Annotated in this window: 17 protein-coding genes; 2 read left to right on the top strand and 15 right to left on the bottom strand. The window is 54.7% G+C overall.

All coding sequences use genetic code 11. From position 1 onward, the window contains the following. Positions 1-21: 21 nt before the first annotated feature. Entirely contained in the window at positions 22-1,305 is a 1,284-nt protein-coding gene (gene tyrS, locus ABEA92_RS12560) for a tyrosine--tRNA ligase (protein ID WP_345684179.1), read from the top strand. 62 nt (positions 1,306-1,367) lie between these two features. Here the strand turns inward: tyrS and ABEA92_RS12565 are convergent, their stop codons facing one another. The 3 genes from ABEA92_RS12565 to ABEA92_RS12575 form a co-directional block, all read right to left on the bottom strand. Beyond that, entirely contained in the window at positions 1,368-2,651 is a 1,284-nt protein-coding gene (locus ABEA92_RS12565; RefSeq protein ID WP_345684180.1) for a hypothetical protein, read from the bottom strand. Positions 2,652-2,739: 88 nt separating this feature from the next. Continuing rightward, entirely contained in the window at positions 2,740-3,174 is a 435-nt protein-coding gene (locus ABEA92_RS12570) for a hypothetical protein (RefSeq protein ID WP_345684181.1), read from the bottom strand. A gap of 13 nt (positions 3,175-3,187) precedes the next feature. Beyond that, on the bottom strand, positions 3,188-4,195 hold the full coding sequence (locus ABEA92_RS12575) for a PIN/TRAM domain-containing protein (protein ID WP_345684182.1): 1,008 nt from the start codon (positions 4,193-4,195) through the stop codon (positions 3,188-3,190). 431 nt (positions 4,196-4,626) lie between these two features. On the opposite strand from ABEA92_RS12575, the gene ABEA92_RS12580 reads away from it, so the two are divergent. Continuing rightward, on the top strand, positions 4,627-5,103 hold the full coding sequence (locus tag ABEA92_RS12580) for a hypothetical protein (RefSeq protein ID WP_345684183.1): 477 nt from the start codon (positions 4,627-4,629) through the stop codon (positions 5,101-5,103). 302 nt (positions 5,104-5,405) lie between these two features. Here ABEA92_RS12580 and ABEA92_RS12585 read toward each other — a convergent pair whose 3' ends face one another. The 12 genes from ABEA92_RS12585 to ABEA92_RS12640 all read right to left on the bottom strand — a co-directional run bounded on the left by ABEA92_RS12585 (position 5,406) and on the right by ABEA92_RS12640 (position 14,685). Then, on the bottom strand, positions 5,406-7,112 hold the full coding sequence (locus tag ABEA92_RS12585) for a Na(+)/H(+) antiporter subunit D (RefSeq protein ID WP_425572426.1): 1,707 nt from the start codon (positions 7,110-7,112) through the stop codon (positions 5,406-5,408). Then, positions 7,102-7,368, bottom strand: coding sequence for a hypothetical protein (locus ABEA92_RS12590; RefSeq protein WP_345684184.1), 267 nt, complete (start codon positions 7,366-7,368; stop codon positions 7,102-7,104). The genes ABEA92_RS12585 and ABEA92_RS12590 overlap by 11 nt, the downstream gene beginning before the upstream one ends. Before the next feature lie 4 nt (positions 7,369-7,372). Continuing rightward, complete coding sequence (locus ABEA92_RS12595) at positions 7,373-8,917, bottom strand: proton-conducting transporter transmembrane domain-containing protein (protein ID WP_345684436.1); 1,545 nt, start codon at positions 8,915-8,917, stop codon at positions 7,373-7,375. Next, entirely contained in the window at positions 8,917-10,395 is a 1,479-nt protein-coding gene (locus tag ABEA92_RS12600) for a monovalent cation/H+ antiporter subunit D family protein (RefSeq protein WP_345684185.1), read from the bottom strand. The genes ABEA92_RS12595 and ABEA92_RS12600 overlap by 1 nt, the downstream gene beginning before the upstream one ends. Further along, entirely contained in the window at positions 10,395-10,988 is a 594-nt protein-coding gene (locus ABEA92_RS12605) for a sodium:proton antiporter (RefSeq protein WP_345684186.1), read from the bottom strand. The genes ABEA92_RS12600 and ABEA92_RS12605 overlap by 1 nt, the downstream gene beginning before the upstream one ends. After that, a complete protein-coding gene (locus tag ABEA92_RS12610; RefSeq protein WP_345684187.1) occupies positions 10,985-11,422 on the bottom strand; it encodes a Na(+)/H(+) antiporter subunit B in 438 nt (145 codons plus the stop codon). The genes ABEA92_RS12605 and ABEA92_RS12610 overlap by 4 nt, the downstream gene beginning before the upstream one ends. Continuing rightward, entirely contained in the window at positions 11,419-11,982 is a 564-nt protein-coding gene (locus ABEA92_RS12615; protein ID WP_345684188.1) for a DUF4040 domain-containing protein, read from the bottom strand. The genes ABEA92_RS12610 and ABEA92_RS12615 overlap by 4 nt, the downstream gene beginning before the upstream one ends. Then, on the bottom strand, positions 11,979-12,329 hold the full coding sequence (gene mnhG, locus ABEA92_RS12620) for a monovalent cation/H(+) antiporter subunit G (protein WP_345684189.1): 351 nt from the start codon (positions 12,327-12,329) through the stop codon (positions 11,979-11,981). The genes ABEA92_RS12615 and mnhG overlap by 4 nt, the downstream gene beginning before the upstream one ends. Beyond that, the gene (locus tag ABEA92_RS12625; protein ID WP_345684190.1) at positions 12,326-12,613 is read right to left on the bottom strand and encodes an MrpF/PhaF family protein; all 288 of its coding nucleotides are present in this window, start codon (positions 12,611-12,613) and stop codon (positions 12,326-12,328) included. Before ABEA92_RS12625 ends, mnhG begins: the two co-directional genes overlap by 4 nt. Next, complete coding sequence (locus tag ABEA92_RS12630; RefSeq protein ID WP_345684191.1) at positions 12,610-13,194, bottom strand: Na+/H+ antiporter subunit E; 585 nt, start codon at positions 13,192-13,194, stop codon at positions 12,610-12,612. The genes ABEA92_RS12625 and ABEA92_RS12630 overlap by 4 nt, the downstream gene beginning before the upstream one ends. A 177-nt stretch (positions 13,195-13,371) precedes the next feature. Continuing rightward, positions 13,372-14,019, bottom strand: coding sequence for a carbonate dehydratase (gene can, locus ABEA92_RS12635; protein WP_345684192.1), 648 nt, complete (start codon positions 14,017-14,019; stop codon positions 13,372-13,374). 282 nt (positions 14,020-14,301) lie between these two features. Next, positions 14,302-14,685 (bottom strand): hypothetical protein, encoded by a 384-nt coding sequence (locus tag ABEA92_RS12640; RefSeq protein ID WP_345684193.1) that lies wholly within the window; start codon positions 14,683-14,685, stop codon positions 14,302-14,304. Between the last annotated feature and the right edge of the window lie 4 nt (positions 14,686-14,689).

Consider the following 14,689-nt stretch of genomic DNA (forward strand, 5'->3'; position numbering starts at 1 on the left):
CCTTACTCGCTCGAACTCATTATGACTGCAACGAACTTAATCGAAGAACTTCGCTGGCGTGGCCTGATCCATCAAACGACCGATGAAGCCGAACTAGGCAAACTACTGCAATCCGGCCCGCAAACGATCTACATCGGTTTTGATCCCACTGCGTCTAGCCTGCATGTTGGACATCTGATGCAGGTGATGATGCTGCGTCGATTCCAACGCGCCGGACATCGACCGATCGCATTGGTGGGCGGGGCGACCGGGATGATTGGCGACCCCAGCGGCAAGAGCGAAGAACGCAACTTGCTGACCGCCGAACAACTGCAAGCGAACGTCGACGGCGTGGCGGAACAGATGAAACAGTTCCTTGATTTCAATGGCGATCAAGGTGCACTGCTGCTGAATAACTTCGAATGGATGAAGTCCTACTCGTACCTCGAATTCCTGCGAGACGTCGGCAAGAATTTTCCTGTCGGTGCGATGATGGGCAAAGAATCAGTCCGCTCGCGACTCGAAAGCGAAGCAGGGCTGAGCTACACCGAGTTCAGCTACATGCTGTTGCAAGCCTATGACTTCGTCCAGCTCAGTCGCGAACACGGCTGCAAGATCCAAGCGGGCGGCAGCGACCAGTGGGGTAATATTACCGCCGGCATCGACTTGGGTCGCCGCATGCTCGGACAGCAACTGTTTGGCTTGACTGCACCGCTGCTGACGACCAGCGATGGTCGCAAGATGGGCAAGACTGAAAAGGGAGCGATCTGGTTGGATCCTGAGCGGACCAGCCCCTACGAGTTCTTTCAGTACTGGGTCAATGTCGAAGACGCCGACGTGATGCGGTGTATCGCTTACTTGACCGAGATCGAACGGGAAGAGTACGACGAGCTCGCGGCGCAAACCGAAGCCGACGCGGGCAAGCGTGTCGCACAAAAACGACTTGCCACTTGGATGACCGAACTGGTTCACGGCGAACAAGGACTCGAGTCCGCCGAACGTGCGACAAAGATTTTGTTTGGCGGTGAAATCGAAAAAGCGTCCGATGCCCAGCTCAGCCAAATCTTTGCCGACGTCCCCAGCACCGAAGCCGAGCGAAGTGTTTTAAGTGGCGAAGGTTGGTGGATCGTCGAAGCACTGCAGGCGTCAGGATTGACGACCAGCAGCAGTGACGCGCGACGTGCGATCAAAGAAGGCAGCATCTATTTAAACAATCGCCGCGTCGGGGATATGAACCATCGACTCAGCGAAGAGGATCTTGCCAGCGAGACGGTCACGGTGCTGCGGCGTGGCAAACGCAAGTACGCCCTCATCCGCTTTCGCTAAGCATGGGACTTGCCGTGATGCTCTGCGATTGTCATTGAGCTCGCGTCGTGCTGCGAATGGCTCTACTCGCCGGTGGCGAATCGGCGATTGAACAACTCGGGATCAAACGGGTTGCCGATGTCGGGCAAGCGAGCAGGGCGTGCCGAAGTGACAGGCTTACTTACCGGAGTCTCGGGTTCGGACGGCTCTGCGATCGCCGGCATGGGAATCGCCTCATCGGGTGCGAAGAACTGTCCCAGCGGTGGCACATGCGTCGGCACCGTTTTCGCCGGTGACACGTTAGCGTGCACCGATTCGACCCATTTTTGGATAGTCGCTGCGGTCGTTTGACGTCGAGGGTCCACTCCACGTGGCTCGTCGCCATGCGGCGTTTGTGCCTTGACCAACATCTCACTGGTCAAAGGTGATTGCATGTCTAGAAACTGAAACGCCGCTTTCAAATTATCGTGCGTCATTCGCGCCGACGGCCGTGATCCGATCGACGGTGTCATCAGCTGCCATTTTCGCTCCGAATCATGCGAATGACATCGAGCACAACGGTTGATCATCAACGGTTGAACAAAGCGTGCAAAATCACGCACACGATCCGACGACTCCAGCGCCGCGGGGATCCATGCTTTGGCAGGGTCGCTCGGGGTGTCATCGGCAACCGGTTCACTCGGCTGGACGTCGTCCATGTCCGCCGCCAACGCAGTGCTCCGCAATCGCTGTTCAATCCGCTTGGCTTCGGGGTGGTCCGGCGCGATCGAGTAAATATCGACGAGTTCCTTGGCCGCTAAATCGTACAAGTCGTAACGCAAGCACCAACGAGCATCCTCTAGTCGTGATGCAAGCGATCCCACACCGCGTCGATCGATCCGATATTGGTACAAATCTCGAATCGAATTCCCCCAACAAGCCACGTCTTTGCGGGAAAGCTGAACTTCAGAGACACCGTCGCGGCTGACCATGATCCATTGCCCGAGCTGGGTCACTGTGCCCCATAACACGTTGCCGTTGTTCAGCAACACACAAGGCTGCGACTCATCAGCAACGGGCGATCCCGGATTGTTTGCTTCAATGTTCGTAATTGGATGGGAGCTGATTTTGGCATGATCGACCTCGGCGGAACCCAGCTCGACTGGCCTCTGCGGATCCGCCCGCTTTCCCTCGACGGCGGGCTCGACCGGATTGGCCGTAGGGACGCCTTCGGTTTGGAAGTTGGTCCGCGCATTGACGATCCGCAGCACCGGCGATGGCGTCGCCATCGGGTCAAAGGGTTCATCACTGCTAGCAAATTGATTGCCGGCCATCAGGGTCAACAAACAAGCCGCAATTGAACGTCGTTTCGGAAAAAGGGTCCACATGACAGTTGAATTACCAGTTTGGTCAATTCCAAGTCAATCGGATTTCGAGGATTCTTTGGCGACGTGCGTTATAGCGACCTTGGCACTTTTAGGCACTCGGACGATATTCGATCGGCATGTGAAACTTGACCCAACCGGGGAAGACCACACGCGTGATCGCGGGACGGCCGATCGACATTTTGATCCGCTGCGAAAACAACTTGTCGTCCAAGCGGACCTTGTCAAATTCGCTCCACGGAACAAACAGAGGCGGATGCCCCAGCCGAAATGGCAAAAACACCGAGATCCGAAGTCCGTGTGTATCGGCGACAAAGTTCAGTGTCGAATGGTACTGGATCGCTCCGATCCGACCGGTCCGCATGTAGGCTCGGTTTGAATCGTCGCCAAAACCGTCGCCCGGTTTTGCAGCGTACCGCTGCGACAATACCCACCAACCACTGGACCAACTGAGCACCAGGCAAATGCCACACCAGACCAAGGGAATGGAGGTCAACAGTGCGGTACGATACCATAGGTCGGGCATAAGACGACCTCGTTTAGCGACTCTCGACCTTGGCAAAAATCATTTTGCCCGCATTGGTTTGCAGCGTGCTGGTGACGCGAACATCCAAGTCTTGGCCGATCTTATGTCGAGCTCCCTCGATGACCACCATCGTGCCATCATCCAGATATCCGATCCCTTGCTCGGGACCTTCGCCCGCCTTGATGACTTTGATGCGAAAGGTTTCATCGGGCAAAAAGACCGGACGAAGCGAATTACTGATCTCATTCAAATTGATGACCGGAACGTTGTGAAGCTTTGCCACCTTGTTCAGATTGAAGTCACCGGTGACCACTTTGCCATCAAGATGTTTTGCCAACAAAACAAGTTTTAAATCAACCGTTTGCCCCGCGAGTTCCGGTAGCTCGCGATCAAAGATCATCAGATCAACGTTCTCGTCCGCACGCATTCGATTGAGCACATCGAGGCCACGTCGACCGCGAGTACGGCGAAGTTTGTCGCTGCTGTCGGCAATCGCCTGCAGTTCCGTCAATGCGAATCGCGGCATGATCAATTGGTTGTCAAAGACGCCGGTGCCAACCAAATCCGCAATCCGCCCGTCGATTACCACGCTGGTGTCCAACACCAACGGCTTGAAGCCTTTGACCTCGCGAACAAATTCGACATACGGAATCAGAAAACGGAAATCGTCTTTGGTTTGCAGCAGCACGCTCGTACAGATGTAGCACATCAACAACCCGATCACTAATTGCAACCCGCGACCATTAAACGATTGGTCCATCAGCGGGGCGATCGCGATCCATAAGATATAGGTCAGCAACACGCCGATTAGGACGCCAAAGTACACCGCCGAAATCGTGTCGATTCGCTTACGTGGCGCGTAAATATCCCCAACCACCACGACCGTGGCCAGCGTCATAATGCCAGCAAATATCAGCCATGGAACGGATGTCGAGGTATCGCTTGAAAGCGAGGTGTTAATGATTGCAGACACGCCTCCGGCACAGAGCAGGAAAACACATCGCAGAATGATCAGAGCCATGGATGGATCGTGGGTTGAAAGTCGTGCAGCATTGGGTGCAGTCGCGGCGGGGGAGCGGAATAAATCGGTCCCACCGACTGCCAGGAATGGTCATAGTGTAGATCGACCGACGGATCACACCCATGGGGTTGCGAGTAGCCGGAACGAAGTGTCGCGGTCAATGTATTTACAACCGCTAGCTTCGTTACGATCGGAAACCAGAATGGGTTTGCTTGGTTTCGGCGGTTACGCCGTCAGCCGAGACATTCTGATGTCCGAAAACCGAATCGCAAACATGGGTTCACTGCACCAACCCTTTAAATCGCCACAAAGGGAATAACCGAACCCTTTATACCGATGAACTTGGAACTAGATCACGAATGGCAGTGAACGGAGAGCTAAATTTTTTTGGTCCGATTCGTGTTTCGTAGCCCGATTGTTTGGTTCTCTCGATGATCCCCCGTCACTCTCAGCCCGCCCTCTGTGTTGCCTGCTTTCTTGCACTTTGCGGATGCTCGGTCGAACCCCAGCAAATTGAACAGTGGAGTGAATCGCTGCGCGCGGCAAGAAATGCTGCTGGCGGAACCGAGATCGAACAATCCCCCCCACCCATGGTCTCGGAAGTCCGATTTCGCCCGAAATACGAAGAGCGAACCGATCCGTTCCAATTTCCCAACGACCAACCGGCAGCTGTCGTCAATCGGAAATCACAAGTTTCGAAGGCAACCCAGCTCGAGGTTCTCGGGTTTGCCCAGCTGGACGTCCCCAAAGTCATCCTGCGCACCAAAGATTCGACCGTCACGCTCGCGGCCGGCCAATCTCACTACGGATTGGAGGTGCTTGAGATTGATCCACCGTCGGTCAAGCTGAAATCGGGCAATCTGGTGTGGACTGCAACGATGTTCGACCTTCCGAAGCACGAAAACTAGCGAGGCAGGCGGGAATCATCGCGTCCCCACCTCAATGCCGTTTCGACCCGTGCGATGCGTGACAGCTTCATTTTAGGATGGCGGGAATCGTCAATGGCTTGTTGATTCAATCCAAATGCAAATCGCAACGATGAGCCGTGAGGCCGGGTATCGCGCGGGACCTGGCCGCTGACGCGTCGCGGCTCAGTAAATCAGCAAGCCGCCAACGGGTCTTGCTGGATCTGCCGCGGTCCGAAAGTCTTGACGACTTCCGCTACGGGCACACCTCATTTTGAGCCTAGAAGAAGCACGAACCTGCATTGCTACAGGTAATACAGCACCAAGCAGATCGCCAGTAGGATGGTGGCCCAGAATGTCATCGTGCTCGTTGACCATGTGCCGCCAAGAACCCCTTTGTCGTTGAAATTACGATTTGCGGTGGAAAGGAATCCTTTCAAAATCACCAGCCCATCGTCTCGCAGCGATCGATCCAGGACCCGTCCAATCGACCGGGTCGCCGAGATAACCGCGGGAACCGCTCGCCGATAAACCCAATCAGTATCAAGATTGGTGGCTCGCTGTTCGGCAGGGTACAGCCCTGACTTCATCAAAAAGACAAACGCCAACGCGGCAAACATCAACAATTGCAACTGCGTGACGACATGCGTCACCGTGTACGGGTGATAGTCGATCTCGGGGTGCGGTAGCATGCGGTACAGCACCGGATAGGCGACACCAAGTGCGATGCACAGGAAGGCCGCGATTGCCATCGCGACTAACATATTCGCCGGAGCTTCCTTGACTCGCTTTCCTGAATCGTGGGCAAAGAAGGCAAAGAACGGAATCTTGATTCCCGAATGTTCCATCACCCCGGCCGACGCGATCAACAGGACGAACCAGACCCAGAATTGATGCTCTTCGGCGGCGGCACTGATGATCATCGATTTGCTGATGAATCCGCTGAGCAGCGGGAATCCCGAAATCGCTCCGGCACCGATGATGCAGAAGATTGTGGTTAACGGCATCGATTTGTGCAGCCCGCCTAGCTCGGTCGCTTTGACGGTGCCGACACGAAACAAAACGGCCCCCATCGACATAAACAGCAGCGATTTGTAGATGATGTGGCAGAACGCGTGAGCCACGGTGCCATTGATGGCAAGCTCCGTCCCGATTCCGATCCCCACCACCATGAACCCGAGTTGGTTGTTCAGACTGTAGGCCAACACGCGTCGAAGATCGTTTTCGATCACAGCAAAGACGATCGGGAACAACGTCATTGCACAGCCGATCCAAATCAGCGGCTCAAACCCTGCGAAACCGCGGATCAGCGAATAGACCGCCAATTTGGTCGTGAACGCACTTAGAAACACGGTCCCCGAGACCGTGGCTTGCGGGTACGAGTCTTGCAACCAATTGTGCAGCAGCGGGAACGCACATTTGATTCCGAACGCAAACAGAATCAAAAACGCCGACGCGCTGAGCGGTTCCCCCTCGGTGACCAAGGAAGTGAACTCGAGCGACCCCGTTTCCACGAATCGCATGATCGCACCGGAAAGCAACAGTACCCCTGACGCGACTTGGATAATCAAGTAACGCATTCCGGCTTTGTAGGCCTGGGCATTATCGCTGGCCCACACCAAAAATACACTCGAAAGCGCCGTCAATTCCCAATACACGAACAGCGTCATCAGATCGCCCGCGCAACAGGCTCCGATTGCGGCACCGGCATAGACAATCCCAGCAACATGCTGCCGAGTATCGCGAACGTGCAGTGCGTAGATCGCCGAAACGATGGCGGCGATGTGAAAGACGATTCCAAACAATCGACTGAGCCGGTCGATACGAATCGCCTCTAGCGTCATCCCAAACAGTTCGATTTGCCCGAATGTCGACTCAGGAGTGAACCAAAACACAACCATGCTGATCAACGACAGCACCAACACGCCGATGGCTTGCGCTCGGTGCGCTAAGAATGGCAACAGCAACGCGCCGAGGATCATGATCAGACCAGGCGGAATGTTATCGATCATAATAATCCTCCGGTCGACGAACGATCACACGCAGCAAACGCCCCAAAAAGACGATGATCACAAAGGCAATGAATCCAAACCAAGCTTGAAACCCCAACACGTTCTCCCACTTGGGAAAGTGCGGATGAGGGTTCTCGTAAAACAAATCGGCCAGCACAAGCGCGACGCACACGAGCACCAGTACACCAATCATCAAATTGATGTTCCGTGGCTTCTCAAACCAACTTGGATCGCTCGGGGGTTTAGGTTCGGTCATCCGTTTAACTCGCCACCGTGATCGGCAAAAGCACTTGGTAAATCCAATCTGCGAAAAAGAACAGCACCACACTCAAGATGGCGGTCACGCACAGCGGCACCACACACATCATCGGCGCCTCTTGAATGCCGCCGGTCACCGCATGGGAATGATCGCCGGATGCATGGGGATCGCCTGCGTGATCCTGCGGACTTGGTGTACCGGATTCCTCGGCCAGCGGTGCCATAAACGCTTGGATTGGAATGGGAATCAGGTAGGCGATGTTCAACAGCGAACTGATCATCAACGCGGCCGTCAAAACGTACAGATGGGTTTCGACGGTTCCAATCGCGAGGAACCATTTACTCCACGCACCACCGCCGGGCGGCAGCCCAATGATGCTTACCGCGGCAACAAAAAACGCAGCAAAGGTGAACGGCATCTGGCGACCAAGACCACGCATTTCACTGATATTTTTTTTGTGCGTCGCAACGTAGATCGCGCCGGCACAAAAGAACAACGTGATTTTGCCGACGGCATGCATCACAATATGCATCCCGCCACCCAACACCCCGCTTTGCGTTGCCAATCCGGCACCCAGCGTGATGTAGGCGAGTTGGCTGATTGTCGAATAAGCAAGACGTGCCTTCAAGTTGTCCTTGGTCATCGCGACAAGCGACGCGATCAAAAGCGAGGCTCCGGCAGCATACGCCAACCAGATGCTGACACCGGTGCTTGAAAGCAGATCGATTCCAAAGATGTAAACAACCACCTTCAGCACTGAAAACACACCGACTTTGACAACCGCCACCGCGTGCAGCAGCGCGCTGACCGGAGTCGGGGCGACCATCGCGGCGGGCAACCAGCGATGAAATGGCATCAGAGCGGCCTTGCCAATACCAAAGGCAAACAAGGCTAACAAGACGCCGAGCCCCAGCGTTGAAATATCCTCTTTGGCATGCGCCGAACTTAGAATCCCCCCGACAGTAAAGTCCAATGTCCCCGCCACATACCAAGTCCACGCGACGGCCAGCATAAAGAAGGCGATTGAGGTGGAAAGCAAAATACCGAGATAGACGCGGCCACCATTGCGAGCTTCGGCGGTCCCGTGATGCGTGACCAACGGATACGTCGACACCGTCATCAATTCGTAGGCGACGAACAAGGTAAACAAGTTCGCAGAGAAGGCTGCGGCGATCGCGGCAAAAATGGCAATGGCAAAACAGGCGTAAAAACGTGTTTGGTTTTCTTCGTGATGGCCTCGCATGTAACCGATCGCATACAGCGTGGTCAGAATCCACAACCCCGACGCGACCAATGCGAATACCATCCCGAGTGGCTCGACTTCAAATGCGATGCGAAACCCCGGCAGCATCTCGCCCAGGCTGACCGCAGGTCGCTCGCCAGCGAACACAAAACTTGACAAGCGACAGGTAACGGCGAACAGCAGCGTTGAAACCACGATCGTCGAAGTTTCACGTAGATTGGGCCAACGACCGCACGCGTAAATCAACCCCAGTGCGATTAGCGGCAACGCTCCGGAGATCCAAATCAGAGATTCGGCAGACATCATTGCTTGCCTCCTAACAAGAGCGACGCGGCTCCCGCAGCAAAGTCAGCCGAATACACCGTCCACACCCCAAACACCAACGTTGCAAGGATCACGGTGTACATGGGCAGCAGCATCCCCAGCGGTGCCTCGACTGCTTGTTTGGCCGACTCCGATGGCTCGGAAAAATACAACGTTTCGACGACTCGCCATACGTAAACCAACGCCAATAGCGAACTGAGCAACATCAATACTGCGACCGACCAATGGTGCGAATCAAAGGCCGCCGTCAACAACATCCATTTGCTGATGAAACCTGCGGTGAAGGGCACACCGATTAACGCCAACCCGCCGACGGCCCATGCAAACGAGGTCCACGGCATCGTACGACCGGCACCCCGCCAATCGGTAAGCTGGACCGAACCGATCCGCAGAGCGAAGCAGCCCACCACCATAAACAAACCACCCTTGATCAAGGCGTGATTGAACATGTGGACAATGCCCGCGGCCAACCCGGCTTGGTTAGCCATACTGATGCCCAACAGCATGTAACCGATCTGAGCGATGCTTGAATATGCCAATAAACGCTTCACGTTGTCTTGATAGATCGCAGCAGTCGAGGCGGCAAAGATGCCCACCAGCGCCATCACCATCAAAGCGGTATCCAAGGGCAAAACTTCAAAGGCAAATTCGCGAGTAAACAGACTGAAGACGATTCGAATCAATGCATAGACCGAAACCTTGGTCGCCGTAGCGGCGATGAAACATGTGACCACCGACGGGGCGTAGGTGTAGGCATTGGGCAACCATGTGTGCACCGGAAAGACGGCCATCTTGATAAACAGACCGATCGTTAGAAACGCAAACGCCACCAATACCGTTCGAGGCCCATGATCGATCGGCAATCGCGTGGCGATATCGGCCATATTCAGCGTGCCGGTCATCTGATAGACCAATCCGATACCAATCAGAATAAACGTCGCTCCGACGCTGCCCAGAATCAAGTACTGGAACGCCGCCAACGGTGCACGTCGAGATCGCCCGAGACTGATCAACGCGTAGGTTGACAGTGACGATATTTCCAAAAACACAAAGACGTTGAACAAGTCGCCGGTCACGCACATGCCCAACAATCCGGTCAAGCAAAGCAAATACGTCGCGTAGAACAGATAGTGCTTGGACCGAGGGATCTCTTTCTCGATGCTGTGCGGCGCATACGTTAGCACGATCGCTCCGAGGGCCGACACAAACAGCATCACAAATCCGCTGAGTTCATCGACAACATATTCGATTCCGTAGGGCGGCGCCCAATTGCCAATGTTGTAACGCAGCGGCCCGTCGGCATGGACAGTCCCGACCAATGCGACCGCCATTGCGAACACGCACCACGAAACCGTCAACGCAACGATGTAGGCAACTTTGCGATTGCCGATCAAAACGCACAGCGGCGCGGCCAATAACGGCAACACGATCAGCAAGATGGGTAGATGACTTTCCATCAAGAATCCCGATCCAATTCCAAGATTTTGTCTTCCTCAATCGTGCCATACTCTTCACGGATGCGAACGATCAGCGCGAGTGCCAGCGAAGTCGTCGCAATTCCCACCACAATGGCGGTCAGCATCAGCACACTTGGCATTGGGTTTGAGTAAATGAGGGGCTCAGCCTGCGACGTCAGGTCGGCTTGCCGAGCGATTTCACCCAGCGGCGAAAGCACCTCTTCAGCAATCGAATGAGCGTGCTCGCCTGCCTCGTTGACCGCTTCATGAACCGGCGCCGCGGCATGCTCGGTTTGAGCATGCTCGAGCACATCGGCAGGTCCATTTGTGCCATGTCCATTCGTGCTATGCCCATTGGCGGCATGCCCATTGGCGGCATGCCCGTTGGCAACGCGAGGCGGGATGATCGGGGCGGTACCCCCATTCACCTTGCCCATCGTGATGTAAAGCAGGAAGACGGAGGTTTGAAAGATGTTTAATCCGATCACCGATTTGATCATGTTCTGACGCGCGATGACGATGTAAAAGCCCGTCATCATCAGAAAGATCACGATCCAATAGTTGTACAGTCCGACGATTTGTTCGACGTTCATACGATTTTTTTCCTGCCGGCAAAGGTATAGAAAATCATCGTCATCACCGAGGTTACCGTGATCCCGACGCCGAGCTCGACCAAAAAAATGCCGAGATGTTGCCCTGAGGGAAAGAGGTGGGGATAGAAATGATGTTCAAGCACCGCATAGTCAAGGAAGTTGCCTCCGAGCGACAACGTCAACACTCCGGTCATCCCGTACACCAAGACGCCGAGTGCCATCAATTTTTCGATCACTACCGGCGGCGCGACGCGTTTGACCGATTCGAGCCCAAACACCAATCCGTACAAAATCAAAGCCGAAGCAAAGATCACGCCTGCTTGAAATCCGCCGCCAGGCCCGTAATCACCGTGAAATTGCACATAAAATGCAAATAACAAGATGTACGGGATCAAGATTTTGGTGACGACACGAATGATCGGAAATGTTCTCACGAAATCGTCTCCGTCGAGGCTTCTTGATCCCCATCGTCTTTCTCTTTGCGAAGAATGATCATGACGGCGATTCCGGCGGTGAGCACGACGGTCGTTTCTCCGAGCGTGTCGTAACCACGATAACTGGCTAACACCGCGGTCACGACATTCGGCAAACCATGCATGTCATGTTGAGACTTTTCGACAAAGGAAGGGTTCGGATGCAATTGAATCGGAGCATTTGGGTCACCGAAATGCGGCATATCCAAAGTGCCGTAAACCAGCACACAACCGGTGATCAAAACCAGAAAGAAAGGCATGATCGGGGCGTGCGCGAGTTGGCGATCTTTTTTTCCCGTCAGCGCCAACGTGCTCAGCATCAACACCGTGGCAATGCCCGCACCGACCGCCGCTTCGGTAAACGCCACATCGGGTGCGTCGAGGATCAACATCCAACTCGCACTCAAAAAACTGTAGATGCCCGTGAACATGATCGCAGCCCACAAATCTCGCATCCGCGCAATCGTGACCGCGGTGATGGCGAGCAGGGCCAGGATAGGAAAATCGATCAAACTGCTCATGCTTTGTTCGTCTCCTCGCTGCGAGTTTCCCCGTTGGGCAACGGCTCTCCATCAAGCACTGGCTTCAAACCATGCGTCATCGCCGACCTTGCCAACGCGTGACACGAACTTGGACTGGTGACGGTCAAAAAGAACAAGATGGCCACCAATTTCAGTGCGGTCAGACTTAACCCGGCCTGCAATAGCAAGCCCGCAACGATCAATCCCGCGCCCATCGTGTCGGTGATTCCAGCGCCATGCATCCGCGAGAAAAACTCAGGGAGCCGGACAATGCCGATCCCGCCGATGATCGAAAACGTCGCTCCCGTCATCAACAGAATCCAACTCAACAGATCGACAATACTCATGGTGACACTCCTTCGTCGCTGAAACTACCGTATTCGGCAAATCGCAATAACGCCACCATGCCGATGAAATTCATCAGACTATAGAGCAGAGCGAGATCAAGAAAATCGTCACGTCCGGTCATGAAATCGACCACACAAATCAGCAGTACGGTCTTCGTACCAAAGGTATTCAGCGCAAGCACGCGATCAAAGACCGTGGGACCAAACATCGCACGGACCAACGCTAACGTCATCGTCACTAAAATGGCAATCGAGGTGACGGCGAACATGTCGATGCTGATCACGACTTCTCCAATTCACAGATTCGACGATCGGTTTCGCCGGTAATATCGGCTTGATCATGGCTCAGTGCCAGGGCGTGGATGGTGATGCTTTCCCCTTCGATTCGTACCGATACCGTCCCCGGGGTCAGCGTGATCGAATTGGCAAGCATGACGCGTCCGAGTTCGGTGCTGGCACGCGTCGGCACCGTCACGATGCGACGCCGCAGACGCATTTTGGGGGACAGAATAATTTTTGCGACGGTCAGATTGGAAAACAGAATCTCCTTCATCAGCCACGGCGCGTACCGGGTAAATGGCCGCACGCCTAGCTGAGCCGGGGCCCCCTCTTCGTCAACGATCCGCATCCGTCTGGATATCCACAGACTACAAAGGCACGATAACGCGCCTAAACCGAGCAAGAACGGGCTTTCAAAGTGCCCAGACCAGATCAGCCAAGTGAGGAACAGTGCCACTGCGAGGGTCAATGTGTATTTCACAATTGCCGTCCTGTTGCGGCTTTCCATCCGCGAGTTGTGTTCTGCCGAGTCCAATACATGGGAAAAACTTCGCAGAATATAGCCGCCGTGCGTTTTAGTGACCATGGCGGATTAGATGGCCTGAGTCCATTCGCCCAACGCCACCTGCGTTCGCAGCCTTCGCGTTTCGCAGCCTTCGCGTTTCATCGCGTTCGCGGGGACACCGTCCGGTTGGTAGCGAGAAGAAACCGTTCAGGTTGGCCTGGCCAGCCTGCGACGCCCCCCGATCGAAAACTTGCTTCTCTAGCTGAGCAGCTTGCCCAAGGTGGCTTCATACCGCGTGATCATCTCATCGCCATTGGTCACATTCATGTCCAAGTCACGCAGTCGACCGTCGGTGAGCGTATAAACCCAACCATGCACGGCAAGCTTCTGGCCTTTACGCCATGCGTCACGCACAATCGTGGTGCGGCACACATTCATCACCTGTTCCATCACGTTCAGTTCGCACAAACGATCGCAGCGCTGTCGCGGCACCTCAATCGCATCAAGCTGTTCTTGGTGGATGGTGGCCACATCTTGAATGTAACGCAACCAATTTTCAATCAGCCCCAACTCTTTATGAAACAGCGCCGCGGCAACACCACCACACCCATAGTGTCCACAGACGATCACGTGCTCGACCTTCAATACCTCAATCGCGAACTGCATCACTGACAGACAATTCAAATCCGAATGGACCACTAGATTGGCGACATTTCGATGCACGAACAATTCACCGGGATCCAGCCCCACAATTTGATTGGCTGGCACGCGACTGTCTGCGCAACCAATCCATAGGTATTTTGGCGACTGCTGCTGTGACAACCGCTCGAAGAACGAGGGATCCTGCTCCACCACCCGCTGCGACCATTGACGGTTGTTGTCGAAAAGCTCTTGTAGCGAATGCATACTCATTCTTTCCAGCTAGGGTATCGGATGTTTGTGGTCTACGAGCGACCGGTTGCAAGGCATTGAGTCTCCATCCACCCTACAGCACTGCAACACTTGATGGGATTCGAAGTTTGGATTCGAAGTTTGGAGTGGACGCTGCGGAATTGCTGCACCACTAGCTTGAGTGATTGGAGGATCGTAGAGCGAAGGCAACGGCGCGATCAAGCTGGTCCCGCAAGTTTTCCATCTGATCCTTGCTCAACCCTTGGCCTACCAGGCTGGCGAGATGAAGGCAGGCAATCACAGCGCCGCCCAACGGAATGAGCAACAGCCCCCAAGGAGCCGCCCCCATGAACCACTGAACATAACCATACACGCCTCCGGCAAACATAAAAAAGCGGTGACGAAGTAGACAAGCATAAAAAACGTCCAAACCTCGGGCCGAGGCGAAAAGCGAGCATACAACTGCGTCCCGGACGGAGCATCACTTAGTTGCACCGACAAATGAGGCGACCAAAACCGCCGCTCTTCGGGCCGCACCGAAAACTCGGCACAATCTCCCACGGCCTTTGCATTTTCGATCGCGTCTAGCTCTGCAATGGCCTGACGGATCCGCCGCATCGCTTCGTCTTTGCCCAGCGGCAAGTCCAACGTAAACGCAGGCAACATTCTTAGAGACGGCACGAAA

This window comes from Novipirellula caenicola (genome assembly GCF_039545035.1).
GTDB classification, from domain to species: domain Bacteria; phylum Planctomycetota; class Planctomycetia; order Pirellulales; family Pirellulaceae; genus Novipirellula; species Novipirellula caenicola.

Bases quoted from the DNA above. Each gene is read 5' to 3' on its own strand.
- tyrS (WP_345684179.1), top strand. From the start codon at position 22: ATGACTGCAACGAACTTAATCGAAGAACTTCGCTGGCGTGGCCTGATC.
- ABEA92_RS12565 (WP_345684180.1), bottom strand. From the start codon at position 2,651: ATGTGGACCCTTTTTCCGAAACGACGTTCAATTGCGGCTTGTTTGTTG.
- ABEA92_RS12570 (WP_345684181.1), bottom strand. From the start codon at position 3,174: ATGCCCGACCTATGGTATCGTACCGCACTGTTGACCTCCATTCCCTTG.
- ABEA92_RS12575 (WP_345684182.1), bottom strand. From the start codon at position 4,195: ATGGCTCTGATCATTCTGCGATGTGTTTTCCTGCTCTGTGCCGGAGGC.
- ABEA92_RS12580 (WP_345684183.1), top strand. From the start codon at position 4,627: ATGATCCCCCGTCACTCTCAGCCCGCCCTCTGTGTTGCCTGCTTTCTT.
- ABEA92_RS12585 (WP_425572426.1), bottom strand. From the start codon at position 7,112: ATGATCGATAACATTCCGCCTGGTCTGATCATGATCCTCGGCGCGTTG.
- ABEA92_RS12590 (WP_345684184.1), bottom strand. From the start codon at position 7,368: ATGACCGAACCTAAACCCCCGAGCGATCCAAGTTGGTTTGAGAAGCCA.
- ABEA92_RS12595 (WP_345684436.1), bottom strand. From the start codon at position 8,917: ATGTCTGCCGAATCTCTGATTTGGATCTCCGGAGCGTTGCCGCTAATC.
- ABEA92_RS12600 (WP_345684185.1), bottom strand. From the start codon at position 10,395: ATGGAAAGTCATCTACCCATCTTGCTGATCGTGTTGCCGTTATTGGCC.
- ABEA92_RS12605 (WP_345684186.1), bottom strand. From the start codon at position 10,988: ATGAACGTCGAACAAATCGTCGGACTGTACAACTATTGGATCGTGATC.
- ABEA92_RS12615 (WP_345684188.1), bottom strand. From the start codon at position 11,982: ATGAGCAGTTTGATCGATTTTCCTATCCTGGCCCTGCTCGCCATCACC.
- mnhG (WP_345684189.1), bottom strand. From the start codon at position 12,329: ATGAGTATTGTCGATCTGTTGAGTTGGATTCTGTTGATGACGGGAGCG.
- ABEA92_RS12630 (WP_345684191.1), bottom strand. From the start codon at position 13,194: ATGGTCACTAAAACGCACGGCGGCTATATTCTGCGAAGTTTTTCCCAT.
- can (WP_345684192.1), bottom strand. From the start codon at position 14,019: ATGCATTCGCTACAAGAGCTTTTCGACAACAACCGTCAATGGTCGCAG.